This window comes from Paraclostridium dentum, assembly GCF_012922555.1.
In the GTDB taxonomy this organism is placed as follows: Bacteria; Bacillota; Clostridia; order Peptostreptococcales; family Peptostreptococcaceae; genus Paraclostridium; species Paraclostridium dentum.
In genome coordinates this window covers 683,587-702,935 of sequence record NZ_WIPK01000001.1, presented here as the reverse complement: position 1 = coordinate 702,935, position 19,349 = coordinate 683,587, and the positions used below count along the sequence as shown (strand labels likewise).

Sequence of the window (19,349 nt, the reverse complement as noted above, 5' to 3'; positions counted from 1 at the left end):
ACTTATTTTTAAAGAGGGCTATATATAGTATTTTTTATTATATTTTAAATATTTAATTTATACCCATAAAATAGTTTCGATAATCTATTTTTTTAAAATTATACTGAAACTATTTTATTATACCAAAGTGTCTAAATAAAATCTAGTTTAGATTTACTTTTTAAGTAATTATATATTGTACTAGCCATGTCTAAATCTTCTTTTTCTATATAATTTTTATTTTTTTCAATATAAGAATTTTCTTCAAAACATTTATAGAAATGCTCTTTTAAACTTTTGCCATTAAAATCTTTTTTTACTACTTTTGAGTACATTATATCTTTTCCCTTAATTATATACACTTTTTTTCTAGTGCAATCAATATCTATAGATGTTATTATTATCTTTTCTGATTTAATATAATTTATAACTTCACTTCTACTTAAAATAAGTTCTATACAATCTAAGTTTTCTTTGTACTTTGACGCTCTTTCAAAATCCAACGTATTCACTGATTCTATTATTTTTTTATTTAAATCATTTATTAGGTCTAAATTTACGCCATTAAGCGTATCTATCAATTTATTTATAGAATAACTATACTGTTTATTGTTTTTGATTTTACATGGTGCCATGCAAAATCCTAAATCACTATTTATACACCCTTTTAATTTATTACTACCTTTACATGTTCTTAATTTAAAGTATTTGCTCAAAACTTCTACTATGTTTTCTAATTTTTGAATTGATGTATATGGTCCAAAATATAATCCATCACAATTATTCTCTGGAACACATTCCACACATGGGTAATCTTCGTTGGTGCTTATTTTTAAATACGCATATTTTTTATCGTTTTTTAAAAGGGTATTGTACATAGGTTGTAGTTTTTTTATAAGCTTACATTCTAATACCAATGCATCTAGTTCCGTATCAGTTTCTATTATTTCTATGTCATCTATAAATTTAATCATTCTTGTAATTTTTTTTGATGGATTATATGATGGTAAAAAATATTGAGATACCCTATTTTTTAAAGCTTTTGATTTTCCTACATACATTATATTTTTATCTTTATCTTTCATAAAATATACGCCTGGTGTTTCAGGTAAAGATTGTACTTTATCTTTTAACTTCATATAAATCTCCTTTAATGTATTATAATACTTCTGTATATATTAAATAGTAAGTAGCAGACCATCTATTAAAAATAAAGCTTGGTCTAACCATACAGGGCCCTTCCAGTTATACCTTGAGTTATCAGTTTTGCTAGTCGTAGGAACTTGTATAAATTTATTTTCATCCATTACATTATCTCTAACTGCTTTAGCTTGTTCTTTGGTTGCTATGTTTGCCCATAAGGGCATTGATCCTTTCGTTTCTTTACATCTATTCACTAATAGTTTATATTTATCTTACTTAATTTGCAAATTATAATAATGTTTAATTTTGATATCGGATATATTTTATATATTCCTACTAGGTAATTATATTCATAATTTATTTAATAACTACAATTTTTACCAATTAAGTGTTATCATTAAATTATAAAAAATATCGGAGGTGTGTTCATGAAAAATTTCGTTGATTGTTCTTTTATAGTTAATTTCAAAGACCCTACTTCTCTATTTTTAATAGATTGCAGATTCGATTTATTCGATGAGTTTTCAGGGTATATTGCCTACAAAGAATCCCATATTCCAAATGCTCTTTTTCTTGATATAAATAAAGATATTTGTGGTGCTCCTCAAATTCACGGTGGAGCTAGACCTCTTCCAGACAACAATATTTTACAAAGCAAATTATCTTCATTTGGAATTAATCAAAACTCTACAATAGTAGTTTACGACGAAAAATTATATAGTTCTCCACGCGCTTTTATTCAATTAAAACATATGGGGTATAAAAATGTATATATACTAAATGGAGGTTTCAAAGCATGGAAAGATAATAATCTTCCTATTACAAATGAAATCCCTTCATTATTACAGCCCAAAACTTTTAACTTATCACCCGATACAAGTATGATATGTGATATAAATTATGTACGAGAATCAATTAAAAATACTAACATAGTTTTAGTAGATTGCAGGGATAATAGTAGATATACTGGAGAAATAGAACCACTTTATAAAAAGCCTGGTCATATACCTAGCGCAATTAATATACCTTGGCATAATAATATAGATGACAATGGTTTTATTAAAGATTTAAATTTCATTGATAAAAATTTTTCTATTTTAAAAAACAAGGAAATTATAACTTATTGCGGATCCTGCATAGAAGCCTGTATAAATTATACTTTGCTAGATGAACTATCTTATAATGCTAAAACTTATATAGGAAGTATGAGTGATTGGGTTAGCTATGATGAAAATGATGTTGAATCACTATTTTAGTATTTGATTTTGAAATATTTTTTTAATATGTTAAAATATCATAGTAAATTATAACAACAAAGGAGAAAGTCATGAAAAAAGAATTTTTAACTAGCGAGAAAGTATTTTTACAAGAAAGCAAATTTGCTGATGTATTAATATCAAGTAATGGATATGTAGATTTCCATGAAAAATTATCTAAAAGCGATTTAGATTACAGTGATGATAAAATTTTTGAAATAATGCCTAGTGGTTTTATAGATTTCAATCAACATTTATATGAGGATATAAATCATATGAATTCAATTAGTTGTGGTTTATATCTAGAAAGATCTTTAGTTACTTTTAGAATTTTCTTATGGGGTGCTAAAGGTGAAGGCTTCGAAATCTTCAAACATGTTTTACGTGGTGATGAAATAGAATCTTTAAAGTCTATAGATGATATGAAAGTATATGTATACAAACATTTAGATGAATTAGAAGAAGGAATTTTAAAAACATACAGTATGTCTGCTATGCACTCTTTTGAACAACTTGGAATGGGAATAGAGAGCAAAAAACTTCCTTTACATAGCATACTTCAGTTTATCACTATAGATAATAATATATCTGATTTCAGATAATAATATTTGAAATCAGATATATTATAAATAAAAAAATATAAGTTTTACTTCCTAAATTTAAAATAAATTTAAGTTGATAAAACTTATATTTTTTATTTATTAGTTATATAATATTCCCATTCTAATCTTATCATTTAAATTTTCATTTAAAGCAAGTGTGAATATTAAGTCACATTTTCCATCAATTTTACCTTGAATATTTTCTAATACTTCATTTAATATAGATAAAACTTCTTCAATTTTACAATATTCATTTCCAAGACTTATAAATACTATTCCTTTTTTCTTTGTTAATTCATCATTAGTTTTTATTATAGTATCAAATAGCATGTCTACTAATTCTTCTTTACTTGTTGAATTATCACTTTCTACAAATCCATGAGCTAACCCTTTTTCTTTTGATAAAATTTCTTTTAAATCTGTTAAATCTATATTTATAGTACATTCTTCTGAAACAGATTCTACCATCATATCAATTAACTCACATATTAAAGTAGAGTTATTATCTCTCATTACAAACTCTGCATTGAAATCAAATTCAACTTTCTTTTCATCTTGATTAACATCAATTCCAATAGATACAATTCTTCTTTCTTTTGCCATATAATTTATAGCTTTCACTATATCACATGTTCTTTGTTCTTTTGAATTATACGTAATAAAAACTATTTCAATTTCATCTAAAATTTTAGCTGCATAATCTTTATCTATATCTTGATTTATAGATATTTTTTCTGTATCTAATATTTCTTTATTATTTTTATAGTTCACTATGTATTCAAGATTTTTTATCCCATCTTCACTTACACCTATTATTTTTGCATACTTATTGTTAAAATTCATAATATTGTTGCTCCTTAATTTAATTAATAATTTATTAGTAGTAATAACTTTATTATTAACTTTCTATAACTTTCTAGTACTATATTACTAAAATTATGCATTATAGTAAAGTGTTAACTTTCATAAGTAAATTTACTTTTTAAAATTGCATTTGAAGTTTAAATAAACATATGTATATAATAAAAAAGAGCTATCTAATAAATGACTGATAGCTCTTTTTACGTATTTAAACTCGTGGTATACACCTCTTTTGTCCTCCTAAAATTTTAAAAGACTTTTTTGTTACTCAACCTCATAATCTGGTGAATAATCATAATCTATTTCCATTTCATATCCAAAGTGATCTAACATAACTACATTTTCCATATAGCTTACCTCCTTATTTTTAATTTTGCAACTTATTAAGTTAATTCTATCATATCCAATATTTGGTTTGCAATATATTTTTTGAATTTTTCCAAAATTTCAAATCATATTTTTTATTTTTTTAAAACAAAATTATTTTTTATTTCATTTTACTCTGTTTTATAATCTGGTGAATAGTCATAATTTAACTCTTCTTCATATCCAAAATACACCATTTCACTGAATTCTAACATTTTTTATATCTCTCCTTATTTGCAATTTATTTTTTTTATATTTCATTATACTTTAATATATGCAGAAGATAGTTAGAATTCTACCTTTTTTAAAAATTTTTTTATTCTTTTTTAATTCAAATAAAAAAAGGAGTATGCAACATCATACTCCTTTAATTTCTTTTTTCTATTTAATAAGTAATCTAATTATTCAAAATCTATTTTATTAATATTTTCCTTCATTATACATATAGATTTATCAAACTTTGATTTTTCTTCTTTGTCTAATGCTAATTCTATAACTCTTTCAACTCCATTTTTATTTACTACACTAGGTACAGCTATATATACATCATTATGACCATACTCGCCTCTTAAATACGATGATACCGTCAAAATGCTATTTTCATTTTCTAATATAGCTTTTGTTATAGCTGTTAAAGCCATTCCAATTCCATAGTACGTTGATTTCTTTCTTTTTATTATCTCATAAGCAACATTTCTAACTTCATCTTCTATTTTATCAAGATCATCAAAAGTTAGATTGCTGTGTTTAGATGCTATTTGATATATAGGTTGAACTCCTTGTAATGCATAGCTCCATGCAACAAATTGAGAGTCTCCATGTTCTCCCATTACATAAGCATGTATATTTTTAGAGTTAACATCTAGCTTTTCACTTAACATATATCTAAGTCTAGATGAGTCTAGTGTAGTTCCTGACCCGATAACCTTTCCTTTTTCATAACCTGATAATTCATAAGCAACATATGTCATTATATCAACTGGATTTGTTGCAATCAACAATATGCCATTAAATCCAGATTCTTTTATATTACCTATTATATTTTTCATTATTTTAGTATTTTTATTTAATAAATCTAATCTAGTTTCTCCTTCATTTTGTATTGCCCCAGCCGTAATGCATATTATATATGCATCAGAGCAATCTTTATAATCACCTGCATATATTTTCATTATTCTATCTCCAAAGTTAAGCCCATGATTTAAATCCATAGCCTCACCTTGAGCTCTATCTTTATCTATATCAATTAGAACTAATTCTTCACAAGTTCCTTGATTTACCATTGAATAAGCATAGCTCATGCCTACCATTCCAGTTCCAATGATTACAACTTTATTTTTCATTTTTTTCCTCCTATGCTAATCACATTATTAATACACATTAATATGATTTCATTAAACAAAAAATATAAACCATAAATTTTATTTTAATTTAATTTAATTTAATTTTTATAATATCAAATTGTATTTATTTTGCTTCTTAATTGATTTCTTAACTCTACTAAATCTTTATATTTATAGAAAAAGTTTATTTTCTGATCCTTAATACTATTTCCTTTAGGCTTATCATTAAGTACAAAATAACTAAATGCTTCAGCTATATCTTCACTCGGATCTGTTGATGCATATTCATCAACAAAACTGTTTTTATGTCTATCATAGAAGTATAAATTTTCTTTATTTATATTTCTATCTTCTAATATATCTTTCCAAAACTCATTGTAAAAATCATTTATGTACGAATTTTTATTAGATACTAATCCTTCTTCGCAGTAATTTTTCATATTATAGTTATCTGTATATTTTACTTGTTTATCATTTAGAGTCATATAGTGAAAATATTCATGTAATATTGTTTCATAAAATAATTTATTTTTATTTTTAAATACAACATCCTCTGGATCTATATTCATTATCCATCTACTTCCACTATTATTATTTACTTTAACTGAAGCTAACTCATTAAGTTTCCCATCAGTTGTAAGATAAAGTTCATCAAAATTTTCCAATCCTTTATTAGGTAAAATAAATTTTATTTTTTCCCATATATTTTTATATTCTTCACTTTCTTTATCATTTAAATATTCTGGGGTTAATCCTTTTATATATCGATACTTTAAATTTAAATTTTTAGTTATATCAAAAGATGCTTTCAAATCTAAAGAACTATTTTCAGTTAAATACATAACAATTACATCTGCATTCTTTTTATTGTATATAGATAAAATGTCATGCATTTTATCTATAGATTCATAATCACCTTGATTGTAATCTTCTATTAACTGTTTTAAAGTTTTATAATCACTTTCACTTAAAATTCCCTTTAATTTATTTAAAGTTTTATCTTTTTGAAGTCCCTCCGAATTATCAGGTTCATAGTTTTCATATTCGTGACCATTTAATAAATACTTTATTGTATATTCATTTAATTTATTATCTACTAAACTATATATTGAACTCTCTAAAAAACTAGGTTGAATTTTATTTTTTTCAATCCTTTTAAAAGTTAAATAGTTGCCTATAGATATTAATTTTTCAACTTCACCTCTTTCTTCTTTACTTACTTTATATTTTAATAATCCTAAGTTATCATCTACAATATTATTTATCTTGCTATAGTGCTCTACTTTAAAAAAGTCCACAGCTATATTTCCTAATATAAAAAACGTGCATACAAATACTATAATTATAATACTTACGCATTTTTTATTTAACTTCAAAATGCTCATCTCCCCATTATTTAATTCTTTAAATTTATTTAATATTAGCTGAACTAATTACATATTCTTTAAACTTCGTAGCTACTTTGCTAATTTTAGATTTCTTTGAAATCCCCATATATATAGTTCTCTCTTTTATGTCTTCCTTTATATTTATAATTGATAAAGTATTACTATTAATCATAGGTGTGTTTGGCACTATAGAAATTCCAGCTCCCATAGATACTAGCCCCTCTACTGCACTTCCAATATTTGCACCATCTGGCTGAATTGAAATTTTAGGTGCATATCCCAATATTTCAGTATATGACATAAGTTTTTCTTTAGTATTCTCACAAAATGCTATAAAAGATTCATTTTTTAATTCTTTTAAAGATATTTCGTTTCTACTTGCAAATTTATGTTTTTTGGGTACTATTAAAACATAATCTTGTTTTTTGACAGGTATAGATTCAATCTCAGATTTATTTTCATCTATATCTTTACTATCATAAAACCCTATATCAATGTTTCCTATACTTAAATCATTTATAACTTCTTGGGCTGACTGTTGGTTAAATTGAAACTTTACATTTGGGTATTCATTTAAAAAATCACTTATTATAAGATGCATAAAATATCCACCTATCCTTGGTGTAGATGATATAAATATAGTTTCATTTTTCTCAGTAAGCATGTTACCTATAGTTTTAATTCCATTTTCTATCTCAATCAAAGCTTTATTAGAGTATGTTAAAAATACTTCTCCATATTCTGTAAGCTTTATATTTCTACCCTTTTTCTCAAAAAGTGAAACTTTCAACTCTTCTTCTAATTTGGAAATAGCCTTGCTTAGTGCTGGTTGAGTTACTGAAAGTTCTTTCGAAGCCTTTGTGAAATTTTCTGTTTCAGCTATAACCTTAAAATACTCTAATTGTTGTAAATTCATAATACACTCCTTTTTATAACTAAAAGTTATAGTTATATGAAAAATTTGAATTAGACATAAATATTTTTATGATGGTATAATCAGTATAAATCAAATTCAAACATACTTGATAGTCATATAGAATTATAAATTTTATTTATTGATTAGTCAAAACTTTTATTTTTTAGGAGGTATTAATTATGATGAAAGTAGATAAGGATTTATGTATAGGGTGTAGCCTTTGCATAAAAGATTGTATTGTTAATGATATAGAGCTTGTTGATGGCAAAGCTCAAATTAAAAATGTTAGTTGCTTTAAATGTGGACATTGCATAGCAATCTGTCCTAAAAATGCAGTATCAACAGATGATTATAATATGGACGAAGTTTTAAATTATGATAAAGATAGTTTTACTATAAATGAAGATAATTTACTTAATTTCATAAAATTTAGAAGAAGTGTTAGACATTTCAAGAAACAAGACGTTGAAATTGAAAAAATAAATAAAATTATAGAAGCAGGGCGATTCACTCAAACTTCTACCAACTCTCAAAATGTTTCTTATGTAGTTGTAAAAGATAATATAGAGAAATTAAAAGAAATGGCCTTTAACAGCTTATACAATTTAGGAACAACTTTATTAGAAAATTTAAATGATGAAACAAAACCTTTTGAAAGATATGCAAAGATGTGGATTAATATGTACAATGCTTATAAAGCGAATCCTACTGGAAGAGATGGTTTATTCTTTAATGCTCCAGCAGTAATTCTAGTAGTTTCTGATTCACCTGTTAATGCATCTCTAGCATCTTCCAATATGGAACTTATGACTAATGCCTTAGGCCTTGGAACATTCTTTAGTGGATTTTTTATAAAAGCAGCTCAAGAAAATAAAGAAATCATGAGATTTTTAGGTCTTTCTGAAAATCAGCATATAGTTAATTGTATGATAATTGGCTATCCTAGTGTAAAGTATCAAAGAACTGTACCTAGAAAAGACGCTGTTATATCTTGGAAATAGATAACAAAAAGGAGTATTAAAATAACAAGTCTCATAGGATTAGACTATAATTTTTATTTAGATTACAAAATTAATAAAACTTATAATCTAATCCTTAGCTACTTATTTTTTAATACTCCATTTAATAAATAAATTCAAGTATAATTTTTATAATTCTATGTATTCCATGTCTTCCTCATTTTCTGCCTCTAACCATTCTCTTGCTAAATCATCTTCGTCTTCTATAATTCTACTTACCGGTAACTTCATATATTTTCCTTTTGCAGTTACAGCTACTTCACCATTCGGTAATATAATTTCTCCAGTTCCTTCAAATAACTTTCTAGTATCTCTAGTTATTCTTCCAACTACTTTTATAGTACAATCTGTTGGGACAGGCTTTTTATACTTTAAATCTAGAGAAACAGTAACTCCCCAAACTTCTCCATCTAACATAGTTATAGCTCTACCTATAGTTTCATCTAATATTGCAGCAGACATACCACCATGCATTCTTCCGGGATAACTTTGGTGCCACTCTTTAGTATCACATATTGCTAATAATTCATTATTATCTAGCTCATAAAAATTAGCTTTAAGACTTAAATCATTATCAACTCCACAAACTACGCAATTACTACTTATATTTTGTTTTTTTATAATTTTATGCTTCATAGTCTTACCTCCAATTTTATAAGTTCCTAATTCATTTAGTATTATAGCATAACAAAAACCTCAATGTAAGAAGGAATAAAAAAAATACTAAGATGATAAAATCATCTTAGTATTTTTTTATTTTGTTACTAACTGTAATTTAACAGGTACGAAATCTTTTACCTTTTCACCTTGTAAATATTTATTAGCCTCTTTTACTGCTGTTTCACCTATAAGTATTGGTTGTTGAGCTACTGTCGCTGCCATATCACCTTTTTTAACTGCATCTACAGCATCATCTGTTGCATCAAAACCTACAACTAAAACATCTTTCATATTTGCATCTGCAAGTGCTTTTGATGCTCCTAAAGCCATTTCATCATTTTGTGCAAATACTGCATCTATTTTCCCTTGAGATTGAATGATGTTTTCCATAACAGTAAGTCCCTTTGTTCTATCAAAATCTGCCGATTGTTTTGATACAATTTTTAAGTTACTTCCTTTTATTCCATCTTCAAATCCTTTACCTCTATCTCTTGTTGCTGATGATCCAGCTATACCTTCAAGTTCAACAATGTTTCCTTTATTACCTAATTTATCAATTAAAAACTTAGCAGCCATATCTCCACCAGCTATGTTATCTGATGCAATATGAGATGCCACTTTACCACCATTTGCAATTCTATCTACAGTCATAACTGGTAAATCTGCATTATTTGCAATCATAACTGATGCTACTGCTGAATCTGAATCAACAGGATTTAGTAATACTAAATCTACATTTTTAACAGTTATATCTTCCATGTTAGATACTTCTTTTGCCGGATCATTTTGAGAATCTAATACTACGACTTCATATCCAAGTTTTTTTGCTTCTTTTTCAACACCTTTTTTTAAATCTACAAAGAAAGGATTATTTAGTGTTGATACTATAAGTCCTATTTTTTTAGTTCCGTCTTCTTTTTGGCTACATCCTACCAACATAAAACTTGATAAAACTATAGTCATCATTATTGAAAGAAATTTTTTCATTCCTATCTTCCTTTCTTAGTTACTTTTTCTATCTAATAGTACAGCTATTAATATAACTATACCTTTAACCATCATTTGATAATAAGATGATACATCTAATATGTTAAGAGCATTACTTAAAACACCTATTATAAGTGCACCTATTATCGTTCCACTTATTTTACCCTTTCCTCCAGTAAGCTTTGTTCCTCCAAGTACAACTGCTGCTATTGCATCTAGTTCATACCCTGTACCTGCTGTAGGTTGAGCTGAGTATAATCTTGAAGTTATTATAATACCTGCTATTGCTGATAATATACCACTTATAGTGTATACCCATATTTTTATTTTATCTGTGTTAAGTCCTGATAACTTAGTTGCTTCTTCATTTCCACCTAATGCATATGTATATCTACCCATTTTAGTGTGATTTAATATATAATAACATGCTACAAATACTAATATAGTTATGATAACTGGTGATGGTATTCCAAATACTGTTCCTCCACCTATTTTACCAAATGCCATGGCTAAACCATTACTTCCTAGAGTTATAGGTTTTCCATCTGTAAACACTAATGTTACACCTCTAAGTATTGTCATTGTTGCAAGTGTTGCTATAAATGGTTGTAATTTTCCTTTAGATATTACAAATCCATTTAAAAATCCTACTGCTGCTCCACATACTATAGCTGCTATAACAGCAACTACTATACTTTGACCTGATGCTAAAAGAGATGCTGCAAAAGCCCCACTTAAAGCAAGAACAGATCCTACAGAAAGATCAATTCCTCCTGTTAAAATTACAAACGTCATACCTGCTGCAATTATAGCATTTACAGATGTTTGTCTAAGTATATTCAATATGTTTCTACTACTTAAAAATGATGGACTTAGTATTGAAACTACAACTATTAATAATAATAATCCAACTAATGATTTGTACTTTATTAATATACTTTTTAAATCCATTTGTTTATTTTCTTGACTCACTTTAGCTTGCATAATTAAGCCTCCTTCACTGTAACTGCATATTTTAATATACTTTCTTGAGTTGCATCTTTAATATCTAACTCTCCAGTTAATCTACCTTGACTTAAAACTAATATTCTATCACTTAGCCCAAGTATTTCTGGCATTTCAGAAGATATCATTATTACTGCTTTCCCTTGACTTTTAAATTTATTTATAAGATCATATATTTCTTTTTTTGCACCAACGTCAACTCCACGAGTTGGTTCATCAAGTATAAGTACATCAGGGTCTGTCATTAGAGCCTTAGCTATTGCAACCTTTTGTTGATTTCCTCCACTTAAGTTTTTAATTATTTGTTCTTCAGTTGGAGTTTTTATATTCATTTTTTTTATATAGTCTTTTACTTGTTCATTTTCTTTAGTTTTATTTAATCTAAACATGCTAGATAAACTATTTAATGATGATATTGTCATATTTTCTCTAACAGATAGTGAAAGAATTAAACCATCTCCTTTTCTATCCTCAGATACATATGCTATTTTATTTTTTAATCCATCTTTTGCCGACTTATTAGTTACCTCTTTACCATTTACAATAACTTGTCCGCTTTCTTTTCTTATGTCTCCATATATAGTTTTTGCAAGTTCTGTTCTTCCCGCTCCCATAAGACCTGCAATCCCTATAATTTCTCCACTTCTAACATTAAAAGATACATTGTCTACATATCTATTTGAAAGATTTTTCACATCTAATACAATATTTCCTTTTTCAATTTCATGTCTTGGAAATTGATCTGTAAGTTTTCTTCCAACCATCATTTCTATCATTTTGTCTTCGTCTAAATTGCAGATTTCTTCACTACCTACATATTTACCGTCTCTTAGAACTGTTATGTAATCACATATTTCAAATATTTCTTTCAATCTATGAGATATATATACTATTGCTTTTCCTTCGTTCTTTAAATCTTCTATTACTTTAAACAGGCTTTCTGTTTCTTTATCCGTAAGAGCATCTGTTGGTTCATCCATTATAATTATTTTTGCATCTAAAGATAAAGCTTTAGCTATTTCTACCATTTGTTGTTGTCCTAAACTTAAATTACCAACTAATTCTTTTGAACTAGTTTTTATATTTAGTTTATTTAAATATTTATCAGATTCTGCATACAACTTTTTAAAGTCTATTTTAAATCCTTTTTTAGGTTCTCTTCCTAAAAATATATTTTCACCTATAGTTAAATCTTGTATTAAATTTAACTCTTGATGTATTATTGCTATACCTTTTTCTTGTGCATCTTTTGGTCCTTTTATATCCTCTAAGTTTCCATTGTAGAATATTTGTCCACCATCTTTTTTGTAAACACCACTTAATACCTTCATAAGTGTTGATTTACCTGCACCATTTTCCCCCATTAAAGCCATTACTTTACCTGGATAAAGTTCTAAGTTAACTCCATCTAGTGCTTTAACTCCAGGGAACTCTTTAACTATATTTTTCATCTGCAAAATTGGATTGTTCATATAGGTGCTCCTTTCGATTTACAAAATTTTTCTAAAATACAACGCCTGATTTTAATATTATATTTGAGTATGGAGTACATTCTCCAGTTCTTATTACAGCATGAGAATCCTTTGTCATAACTTTAAACTCTTCATGTTTTACCACTGTAACTTTTACATTTTCAAATCTATTTAATATTTCTTTATACATTTGTTCTGCTGCTTCTTTTATTTCTTCAGCTATTATTATTTCTTCTACACATAATTCTTCAAGTACTGTATCTAATGTATCTAAAAAACTTGGAACTCCATATTTAAGAGCTAAGTCTATTCTTTTTACATCTTTTGGTATAGGAAGACCACAATCTCCTATAGTTAAACTGTCTGTATGTCCCATTTGAGATATAACAGATGAAATCTCACTATTTAATAATTTGCCTTTTTTCATGTCCTTACCCCCTAAATCTTTCAACTTCTGCTAGAGTTGGTAATGAACTTTGTGCACCTTCTTTAGTAACACATAAAGCTCCCACTCTTGATGCAAAATCCATAGCAACCTCTATATTTTCTCCTTTTGAAAAAGCTACAGATAAAGCTCCAGTATAACTATCTCCTGCTGCTGTAGTATCTACTGCATCTACTTTATATGATTTTTTAAACATAGATGTTTCTTTATTTATATATAAACTTCCTTTAGATCCTAATGTTACAATTAATTCTTTAACACCTTTTTCAATCATAGTTTGAGCAGCTTTTAATATATCCTCTTCACAATTTATGCTTACTCCACTTAAAATCTCTAACTCTGTTTCATTAGGTGTAAGTAAATCTACATTCTTGATTATTGAGTCTTCTAATTTAACAGCAGGTGCTGGATTTAAAATTGTATATTTACCTAAATCTTTAGCTGATTTTAGTGCATATTTTATAGTTTCAAGTGGTGTTTCAAGTTGAACTACTACTATATCACTATTTTTTATAGCATCAATATTCTTATCGATATCATTTTCTTTTACTTTAAAGTTTGCTCCTGGTGCTACTACTATTGAATTTTCTGCATTTTTATCAACAGTTATCATCGCAACTCCAGTAGGACCATCTTCTTTATGTACGTAAGTTGTATTTACATTATCATTTTTTAATGCATCTATTAAAGTTTGTCCAAAGCTATCTGTCCCAACTTTACCAATCATAGTTACATCTCCACCAAGTCTTGCCATTGCTACAGCTTGATTTGCACCTTTTCCACCTGGTACTTCCTTAAAGTCGCTTCCTATTAATGTTTGTCCTTTTTTAGGCATGTTATCAACATTCACTACTAAGTCCATGTTTAAACTACCTATTACACATATTTTTTTCATAATCGTCCTCCTCTAAAGTTTTTGAGATGTAGAACTTCTTATTATAAGTTCTGGCTTAAAAATCATTTTTTCTATATCATTAACTTCTTTTTTTTCTAAATTTTTTATTAATATATTAGCTGATTCATATCCCATATCATATGAATTCTGATTTATAGTTGTAAGTTGCGGTTCAATTATACTTGAAGTTTGAATATCATCAAATCCAACCACGCTTATGTCTTTTGGTATATGTATATTTCTTTCTTTTAAAGCTTTGATAGCTCCTATTGCTATTAAATCATTAGCTGCACATATAGCCGTAAAGTTTATATCTTTTAAACTTTGGATTATTTCATATCCCCAATCTAAAGAATATTCACCTTGTAATACTAATTTTTCATCATATTCAATATTTGCTTCTTTTAAAGCTTTTTTATAACCTTTTAATCTATCTCTCGCAATTTCATTTTTTAAAGGTCCACTTAAATAAAGTATTTTTTTATGATTATTTCCTACTAGGTGATTTATTTCTAAATAAGTTCCTTCTTCATTGTCTAAACTTACGATACCTTTTAAGTTTTTAATATCTAGTTTTTTATCAACTAAAACGATTGGTTTAGTTGATAAGTTATACTCTTTTGAATTTAAATCTATTTTAGAAGATGGAGCAAATATAATTCCATCTACCATTTTATCTGCTAATGTATTGAATGCTTTTATTTCTTTTTCTACATTTTCATCTGTGTTGCAAAGGATAATATTATATCCTTCTTTAACAGCCTTGTCTTCTGCGCCCCTAACTATATCTGTAAAAAATGGATTTCTTATATCTGGAATAATAATTCCTATAGTTTTAGTTTTCTTTGTTACTAAACTTTGAGCCATTTTATTAGGTCTATAGTTCTTTTCTTTTACTATATCTAAAATTTTTTTTCGTGTAGTATCGCTTATTTTTTCATCTTTATTGTTTAACACTTTTGATACTGTAGTTTTTGATACCCCTGCTAACTCTGCTATATCCTTAATTGTTACCACATAAATCCCCTCCCAAAATTTTAGTATAGTGTACTACTTTTAGGGTTACCGGTTATCCTTTTTTATTAATATATCACACTATATCCAATTAATGCAACATATTTTTATTTGTATATCATTTTGAAAATGTTTTCATAAATTAAATAAGCAAAAAAAACGTCTATTACTGTAGCATTTTCACCACTTATAATAGACACTTAATCATTTTTTATTTTTTATTTTTCTTTATGATACACTGTTTAATCATTAATATTATAGAATTTATACTCTGTAACCTGATTGTATATACTTCCTTTATTAAGAATTGAATTTTCTAAAAAACACATATTATGTCCTATTGGAGGAGCCTGTGTTTCAAAACAGATTCCATATCTTCTTTGTTTTGTTTTATTATTATATAAAGTTAATTCATCAGTAAAGTTCATGCTATATATAACTACACAGTCTTGATTTGTAGTTATATCCATAGCTCGTTTAGACATATTATCTTCTAAGTGTATATAACCTTTATTAAGCATAAATACATGGTCATAACCGAAACCAACTAGTATCTGCTTATCTTTTTTATCATCGATATCTTGGCCTATACACTTTAAATATCTAAAATCAAAAGGAGTTTTCTCTACATTTATATATTTACCTGTAGGAATACAATTTTTATCCAATTCTAGTATGTAGTTGCTGTCTACTTTCATACACTGCTTAGTAATAGATTCTTTTAAGTTGCCACTTAGATTAAAATAAGTGTGATTTGTCATATTAACTAAAGTAGTTTTATCTGTATATGCTTTATATATTTGTTTTATATGAAAATTCTCACTTAGTTTAAAACTGACTTCAACATCTAAATTTCCAGGATAGTTTTCCTCCATATCTTTGCTAAAAGCTTTTAACTTTAAAGTTATACTATTCCCCGCTTCTATAATTTCTACTTCATAAATTTTTTTATCAAATCCAAATTTTCCTCCATGACCTTGGTTTTCGCCGTAATTTTTAAATAATTTATATTCTTTATTTTCAATTTTAATTATTCCTTCATTTATTCTTCCTGAAGTTCTTCCTATTATAGCTCCCATATAAGAAGGATTTGCCTTATAACTATCTATACTGTTATACCCAGCTACAATATTTTCTAAATTATTGTCTTTATCTGGAGTTATTATCTTAGTTATTATCCCACCTAAATTTAGTATTTCAAATTCAAATCCATTTTCATATAAAATGTTATGAGCTATTATATCTTCATTACCTATTTTACCTACGATTTTTTTACTATATTTCATTTTTTACTCCCACATATTTTTTTAAACTCTCTATATATCTACCTCTAGCTTCTTCTCCAGTTTTATTATGTTTAAATACCCCACAATCTTCTAATACACGTTTAAATACTATTCCTACTTCATATTTTAAAATTTTATCTATAGTACTTTCTTCAAATATTGAGTATTTAGATTTTAAATACTTAATCCAATTTATATGGATAGGCACTTTTTCAATTATAAATTTTTCATCCTTTTCATTTAATAGGTAGTCTTTTATTATTTTTAGTTCATCTTTTAATCTAGATGGTAATACAGCTAATCCTAAAACTTCTATAAGACCTATGTTTTCTTTCTTTATGTTATGTAATTCTTTATGCGGATGAAATATACCGTCTGGATGAAGCTCACTTGTTTTATTATTTCTTAAAACTAAATCTATTTCGTATGAATCATCTTTTTTTCTAATAATAGGCGTTATTGTATTGTGACAAGTTATTCCCGTATGAGAATATATATCAACATATTCATCAGAGTAAGTTTTCCAATGATTTAGTATGTAGTTTGCCAGTTCACTTATTTTATATTTATCATCAGAGCAAAGTCTAAGTACAGATAGCGGCCACTTTACAATCGATACTTTAACATCCTCATATCCATCTATACAAAACTCACTAGTAACTTTAGCATTTTCCATAGCAAAGTTGTATCGCCCTCCTTGATAATGATCATGACTTAATATCGAGCCTCCTACAATAGGCAAGTCTGCATTAGATCCTATAAAATAATGAGGAAATTGGTCTACAAAATCTAAGTTTTTATCAAAGGTACTCTTATTTATTTGCATAGCTTCATGTTTATCTGAAAAAATTATACAGTGTTCATTATAATATGAATAAGGAGAATACTGTAAGTGATATTTTTTATTACATAAATTTATAGGTACGGTCCTTAAATTTTGTCTTGCAGGATGATTTAATCTACCTTTATAACCTACATTTTCTTTGCATAACAGACACATTGGATAAGATGATTCCTTCAAAAACTTAGCTTTAGCTATTGCTTTAGGATCTTTTTCGGGCTTAGACAAATTTATAGTTATATCTATATCTCCATACTCAGTGTTTGTTTTCCAAGTTATATTTTCTTTAATCCTATTAGTTCTAACATAATCACACGCTTTGCTTAAATTGTATAAATAATTTGTAGCACTTACCCTATCTTCCTTATACCTAATATTAAATTCTCGTATAACTTCAGATGGTCTTGGTATAAGTAAACTCATTATTTTTGTATCTAATAAATCTCTATATACTGATGTATTAGATTCTAATATACCCATGTCATAAGCATAATTTAATAAATTATTAATTATATCTTCTAGATTAGAAGTATAACTTACATCATTTTCTAAAATATATTCATCTAATTCAAATAATTCAATAAGAGAATTTCTTATATAGCAAATATCTTCATATTCAAAAAGATTGTGATTTAATCCATATTTTATAAGCCTTTCAAATTCCATATATATACTCATACTTCCCCCCTATAACAGTTCTTTAGTTCCATTTCCTATTTCAGCTTCATAAAAATCAACTTCATATCCTATTATTTCTTTGTAACGTCTTGAAACTTCGCTTATAAAACAATCCTTCAATTCTTTTTTTACAATAGATACAGTGCATCCTCCAAAACCTGCCCCTGTCATTCTTGAGCCTATAGTTGCTTTATGTTCTAATGCAAGTTCAACTAAAGTGTCTAATTCCTTTCCCGTTACTTCATAATCATTTTTAAGTGAATCATGTGATTCTACCATAAGCTTTCCAAATGTATGTATATCATCGTTTTTTAGTGCTTCTACAGCCTTTAATGTCCTTTGATTTTCATAAACTGCATGCTTTGCTCTCTTTTTGTTTATAGGGTTACTTATTAGGTGTTTATTCTCTTCAAATTCTTCTTCGCTAAGATCTCCTAAATGATTTATATTGAGCTTTGCTTTTAATTCTTTTAAAGCTTTTTCACATTCATTTCTTCTTTCATTATATTTTGAATCCGCAAGCCCTCTTCTTTTATTTGTATTTCCTATTACTATTACATTATCATTTAATTCTAACTTTGAATATTTATAATCTAAACTATTACAATCTAGTAAAATTGCACTATCTGATTTTCCCATACCTATAGCAAACTGATCCATGATTCCACAGTTTACTCCTATAAACTTATTTTCAGCTTCCTGACAAAATTTAACTAAGTCAATTCTATCTATTCCTAAATCTAGTACATCATTAACCATAACCCCCATCAATAACTCTATAGATGCTGACGATGATAATCCTGCTCCATTTGGAATATTTCCGTATACTACCATATCAAATCCACACTCTATTTCATACCCATGTTTTTTTAATGTATATAAAACCCCTTTAGGGTAATTTGCCCAGTCATCTTTGTCTTCATTTTTTAATTCATCTATATTAAAACTTATTATACCTAATTTATCGAAGTTCTTAGAATACATATTTATAACTTTATCATTCCTTATAAATATTGCTCCATAAGTTCCAAAGCTCAATGCACAAGGAAAAACATTACCTCCATTATAATCGGTATGTTCTCCTATTAAATTCACTCTTCCTGGGGAAAAAAACACTCTTATGTTTTCTCTTTCTCCAAAAATGTCTTTAAATAAAGCTGTTACTTTTTCCTTCATTTTAAATCCCCCTATTT

General features: G+C 26.9%; 19 protein-coding genes. 3 read left to right on the top strand and 16 right to left on the bottom strand.

The annotated features are described in order from the left end of the window. Positions 1 to 131: 131 nt before the first annotated feature. On the bottom strand, positions 132 to 1,118 hold the full coding sequence (locus GFJ41_RS03230) for a GIY-YIG nuclease family protein (RefSeq protein ID WP_170074598.1): 987 nt from the start codon (positions 1,116 to 1,118) through the stop codon (positions 132 to 134). A gap of 39 nt (positions 1,119 to 1,157) precedes the next feature. After that, positions 1,158 to 1,346: a hypothetical protein gene (locus GFJ41_RS03225; RefSeq protein ID WP_170074597.1), complete on the bottom strand. Its 189-nt coding sequence runs from the start codon at positions 1,344 to 1,346 to the stop codon at positions 1,158 to 1,160. A 204-nt stretch (positions 1,347 to 1,550) separates the two neighbouring features. On the opposite strand from GFJ41_RS03225, the gene GFJ41_RS03220 reads away from it, so the two are divergent. Together GFJ41_RS03220 and GFJ41_RS03215 are read left to right on the top strand one after the other, a co-directional pair. After that, positions 1,551 to 2,378 (top strand): sulfurtransferase, encoded by an 828-nt coding sequence (locus GFJ41_RS03220; protein ID WP_170074596.1) that lies wholly within the window; start codon positions 1,551 to 1,553, stop codon positions 2,376 to 2,378. Positions 2,379 to 2,449: 71 nt separating this feature from the next. Next, entirely contained in the window at positions 2,450 to 2,980 is a 531-nt protein-coding gene (locus tag GFJ41_RS03215; RefSeq protein WP_035116390.1) for a hypothetical protein, read from the top strand. Positions 2,981 to 3,079: 99 nt separating this feature from the next. Here GFJ41_RS03215 and GFJ41_RS03210 read toward each other — a convergent pair whose 3' ends face one another. From GFJ41_RS03210 to GFJ41_RS03195, 4 genes are all read right to left on the bottom strand, one after another. After that, positions 3,080 to 3,823 carry an FtsZ/tubulin family protein gene (locus tag GFJ41_RS03210; RefSeq protein ID WP_025161925.1) on the bottom strand — a complete coding sequence of 248 codons (744 nt, stop codon included), beginning with the start codon at positions 3,821 to 3,823 and terminating at the stop codon, positions 3,080 to 3,082. Between the two features lie 785 nt (positions 3,824 to 4,608). Next, a complete protein-coding gene (locus GFJ41_RS03205) occupies positions 4,609 to 5,550 on the bottom strand; it encodes an L-lactate dehydrogenase (protein WP_150885605.1) in 942 nt (313 codons plus the stop codon). A gap of 113 nt (positions 5,551 to 5,663) precedes the next feature. Next, positions 5,664 to 6,926, bottom strand: coding sequence for a hypothetical protein (locus tag GFJ41_RS03200; RefSeq protein WP_170074595.1), 1,263 nt, complete (start codon positions 6,924 to 6,926; stop codon positions 5,664 to 5,666). Between the two features lie 34 nt (positions 6,927 to 6,960). Continuing rightward, positions 6,961 to 7,854, bottom strand: coding sequence for a LysR family transcriptional regulator (locus GFJ41_RS03195; protein ID WP_170074594.1), 894 nt, complete (start codon positions 7,852 to 7,854; stop codon positions 6,961 to 6,963). Positions 7,855 to 8,033: 179 nt separating this feature from the next. Here GFJ41_RS03195 and GFJ41_RS03190 point away from each other — a divergent pair, with 179 nt between their 5' ends. Next, the gene (locus GFJ41_RS03190) at positions 8,034 to 8,855 is read left to right on the top strand and encodes a nitroreductase family protein (protein ID WP_170074593.1); all 822 of its coding nucleotides are present in this window, start codon (positions 8,034 to 8,036) and stop codon (positions 8,853 to 8,855) included. A gap of 147 nt (positions 8,856 to 9,002) precedes the next feature. Here GFJ41_RS03190 and GFJ41_RS03185 read toward each other — a convergent pair whose 3' ends face one another. The 10 genes from GFJ41_RS03185 to GFJ41_RS03140 form a co-directional block, all read right to left on the bottom strand. Continuing rightward, positions 9,003 to 9,509 carry a PaaI family thioesterase gene (locus GFJ41_RS03185; protein ID WP_021430553.1) on the bottom strand — a complete coding sequence of 169 codons (507 nt, stop codon included), beginning with the start codon at positions 9,507 to 9,509 and terminating at the stop codon, positions 9,003 to 9,005. 117 nt (positions 9,510 to 9,626) lie between these two features. Then, the gene (rbsB, locus tag GFJ41_RS03180) at positions 9,627 to 10,520 is read right to left on the bottom strand and encodes a ribose ABC transporter substrate-binding protein RbsB (protein WP_021432808.1); all 894 of its coding nucleotides are present in this window, start codon (positions 10,518 to 10,520) and stop codon (positions 9,627 to 9,629) included. Positions 10,521 to 10,535: 15 nt separating this feature from the next. Beyond that, entirely contained in the window at positions 10,536 to 11,504 is a 969-nt protein-coding gene (gene rbsC / locus GFJ41_RS03175) for a ribose ABC transporter permease (RefSeq protein ID WP_021430551.1), read from the bottom strand. 2 nt (positions 11,505 to 11,506) lie between these two features. After that, positions 11,507 to 12,997 carry a ribose ABC transporter ATP-binding protein RbsA gene (gene rbsA / locus GFJ41_RS03170; protein ID WP_170074592.1) on the bottom strand — a complete coding sequence of 497 codons (1,491 nt, stop codon included), beginning with the start codon at positions 12,995 to 12,997 and terminating at the stop codon, positions 11,507 to 11,509. A 31-nt stretch (positions 12,998 to 13,028) separates the two neighbouring features. Beyond that, positions 13,029 to 13,424, bottom strand: a complete 396-nt coding sequence (gene rbsD, locus GFJ41_RS03165; protein ID WP_025161930.1) for a D-ribose pyranase — start codon at positions 13,422 to 13,424, stop codon at positions 13,029 to 13,031. 4 nt (positions 13,425 to 13,428) lie between these two features. Next, positions 13,429 to 14,337: a ribokinase gene (rbsK, locus tag GFJ41_RS03160; RefSeq protein WP_025161931.1), complete on the bottom strand. Its 909-nt coding sequence runs from the start codon at positions 14,335 to 14,337 to the stop codon at positions 13,429 to 13,431. 12 nt (positions 14,338 to 14,349) lie between these two features. After that, positions 14,350 to 15,354, bottom strand: coding sequence for a LacI family DNA-binding transcriptional regulator (locus GFJ41_RS03155; RefSeq protein ID WP_021430547.1), 1,005 nt, complete (start codon positions 15,352 to 15,354; stop codon positions 14,350 to 14,352). Positions 15,355 to 15,593: 239 nt separating this feature from the next. Next, positions 15,594 to 16,637, bottom strand: coding sequence for an aldose epimerase family protein (locus GFJ41_RS03150; protein ID WP_170074591.1), 1,044 nt, complete (start codon positions 16,635 to 16,637; stop codon positions 15,594 to 15,596). Then, the gene (locus GFJ41_RS03145) at positions 16,627 to 18,156 is read right to left on the bottom strand and encodes a UDP-glucose--hexose-1-phosphate uridylyltransferase (protein ID WP_170074590.1); all 1,530 of its coding nucleotides are present in this window, start codon (positions 18,154 to 18,156) and stop codon (positions 16,627 to 16,629) included. Before GFJ41_RS03145 ends, GFJ41_RS03150 begins: the two co-directional genes overlap by 11 nt. Positions 18,157 to 18,165: 9 nt before the next feature. Beyond that, a complete protein-coding gene (locus tag GFJ41_RS03140) occupies positions 18,166 to 19,332 on the bottom strand; it encodes a galactokinase (RefSeq protein ID WP_170074589.1) in 1,167 nt (388 codons plus the stop codon). Positions 19,333 to 19,349 lie beyond the last annotated feature (17 nt).

Bases quoted from the DNA above. Each gene is read 5' to 3' on its own strand.
- rbsC (WP_021430551.1), bottom strand. From the start codon at position 11,504: ATGCAAGCTAAAGTGAGTCAAGAAAATAAACAAATGGATTTAAAAAGT.
- GFJ41_RS03205 (WP_150885605.1), bottom strand. From the start codon at position 5,550: ATGAAAAATAAAGTTGTAATCATTGGAACTGGAATGGTAGGCATGAGC.
- rbsK (WP_025161931.1), bottom strand. From the start codon at position 14,337: ATGAAAAAAATATGTGTAATAGGTAGTTTAAACATGGACTTAGTAGTG.
- rbsA (WP_170074592.1), bottom strand. From the start codon at position 12,997: ATGAACAATCCAATTTTGCAGATGAAAAATATAGTTAAAGAGTTCCCT.
- GFJ41_RS03225 (WP_170074597.1), bottom strand. From the start codon at position 1,346: ATGCCCTTATGGGCAAACATAGCAACCAAAGAACAAGCTAAAGCAGTT.
- GFJ41_RS03190 (WP_170074593.1), top strand. From the start codon at position 8,034: ATGATGAAAGTAGATAAGGATTTATGTATAGGGTGTAGCCTTTGCATA.
- GFJ41_RS03185 (WP_021430553.1), bottom strand. From the start codon at position 9,509: ATGAAGCATAAAATTATAAAAAAACAAAATATAAGTAGTAATTGCGTA.
- GFJ41_RS03220 (WP_170074596.1), top strand. From the start codon at position 1,551: ATGAAAAATTTCGTTGATTGTTCTTTTATAGTTAATTTCAAAGACCCT.
- GFJ41_RS03140 (WP_170074589.1), bottom strand. From the start codon at position 19,332: ATGAAGGAAAAAGTAACAGCTTTATTTAAAGACATTTTTGGAGAAAGA.
- GFJ41_RS03210 (WP_025161925.1), bottom strand. From the start codon at position 3,823: ATGAATTTTAACAATAAGTATGCAAAAATAATAGGTGTAAGTGAAGAT.
- GFJ41_RS03230 (WP_170074598.1), bottom strand. From the start codon at position 1,118: ATGAAGTTAAAAGATAAAGTACAATCTTTACCTGAAACACCAGGCGTA.
- GFJ41_RS03195 (WP_170074594.1), bottom strand. From the start codon at position 7,854: ATGAATTTACAACAATTAGAGTATTTTAAGGTTATAGCTGAAACAGAA.
- GFJ41_RS03215 (WP_035116390.1), top strand. From the start codon at position 2,450: ATGAAAAAAGAATTTTTAACTAGCGAGAAAGTATTTTTACAAGAAAGC.
- rbsD (WP_025161930.1), bottom strand. From the start codon at position 13,424: ATGAAAAAAGGCAAATTATTAAATAGTGAGATTTCATCTGTTATATCT.
- GFJ41_RS03145 (WP_170074590.1), bottom strand. From the start codon at position 18,156: ATGAGTATATATATGGAATTTGAAAGGCTTATAAAATATGGATTAAAT.
- GFJ41_RS03150 (WP_170074591.1), bottom strand. From the start codon at position 16,637: ATGAAATATAGTAAAAAAATCGTAGGTAAAATAGGTAATGAAGATATA.
- rbsB (WP_021432808.1), bottom strand. From the start codon at position 10,520: ATGAAAAAATTTCTTTCAATAATGATGACTATAGTTTTATCAAGTTTT.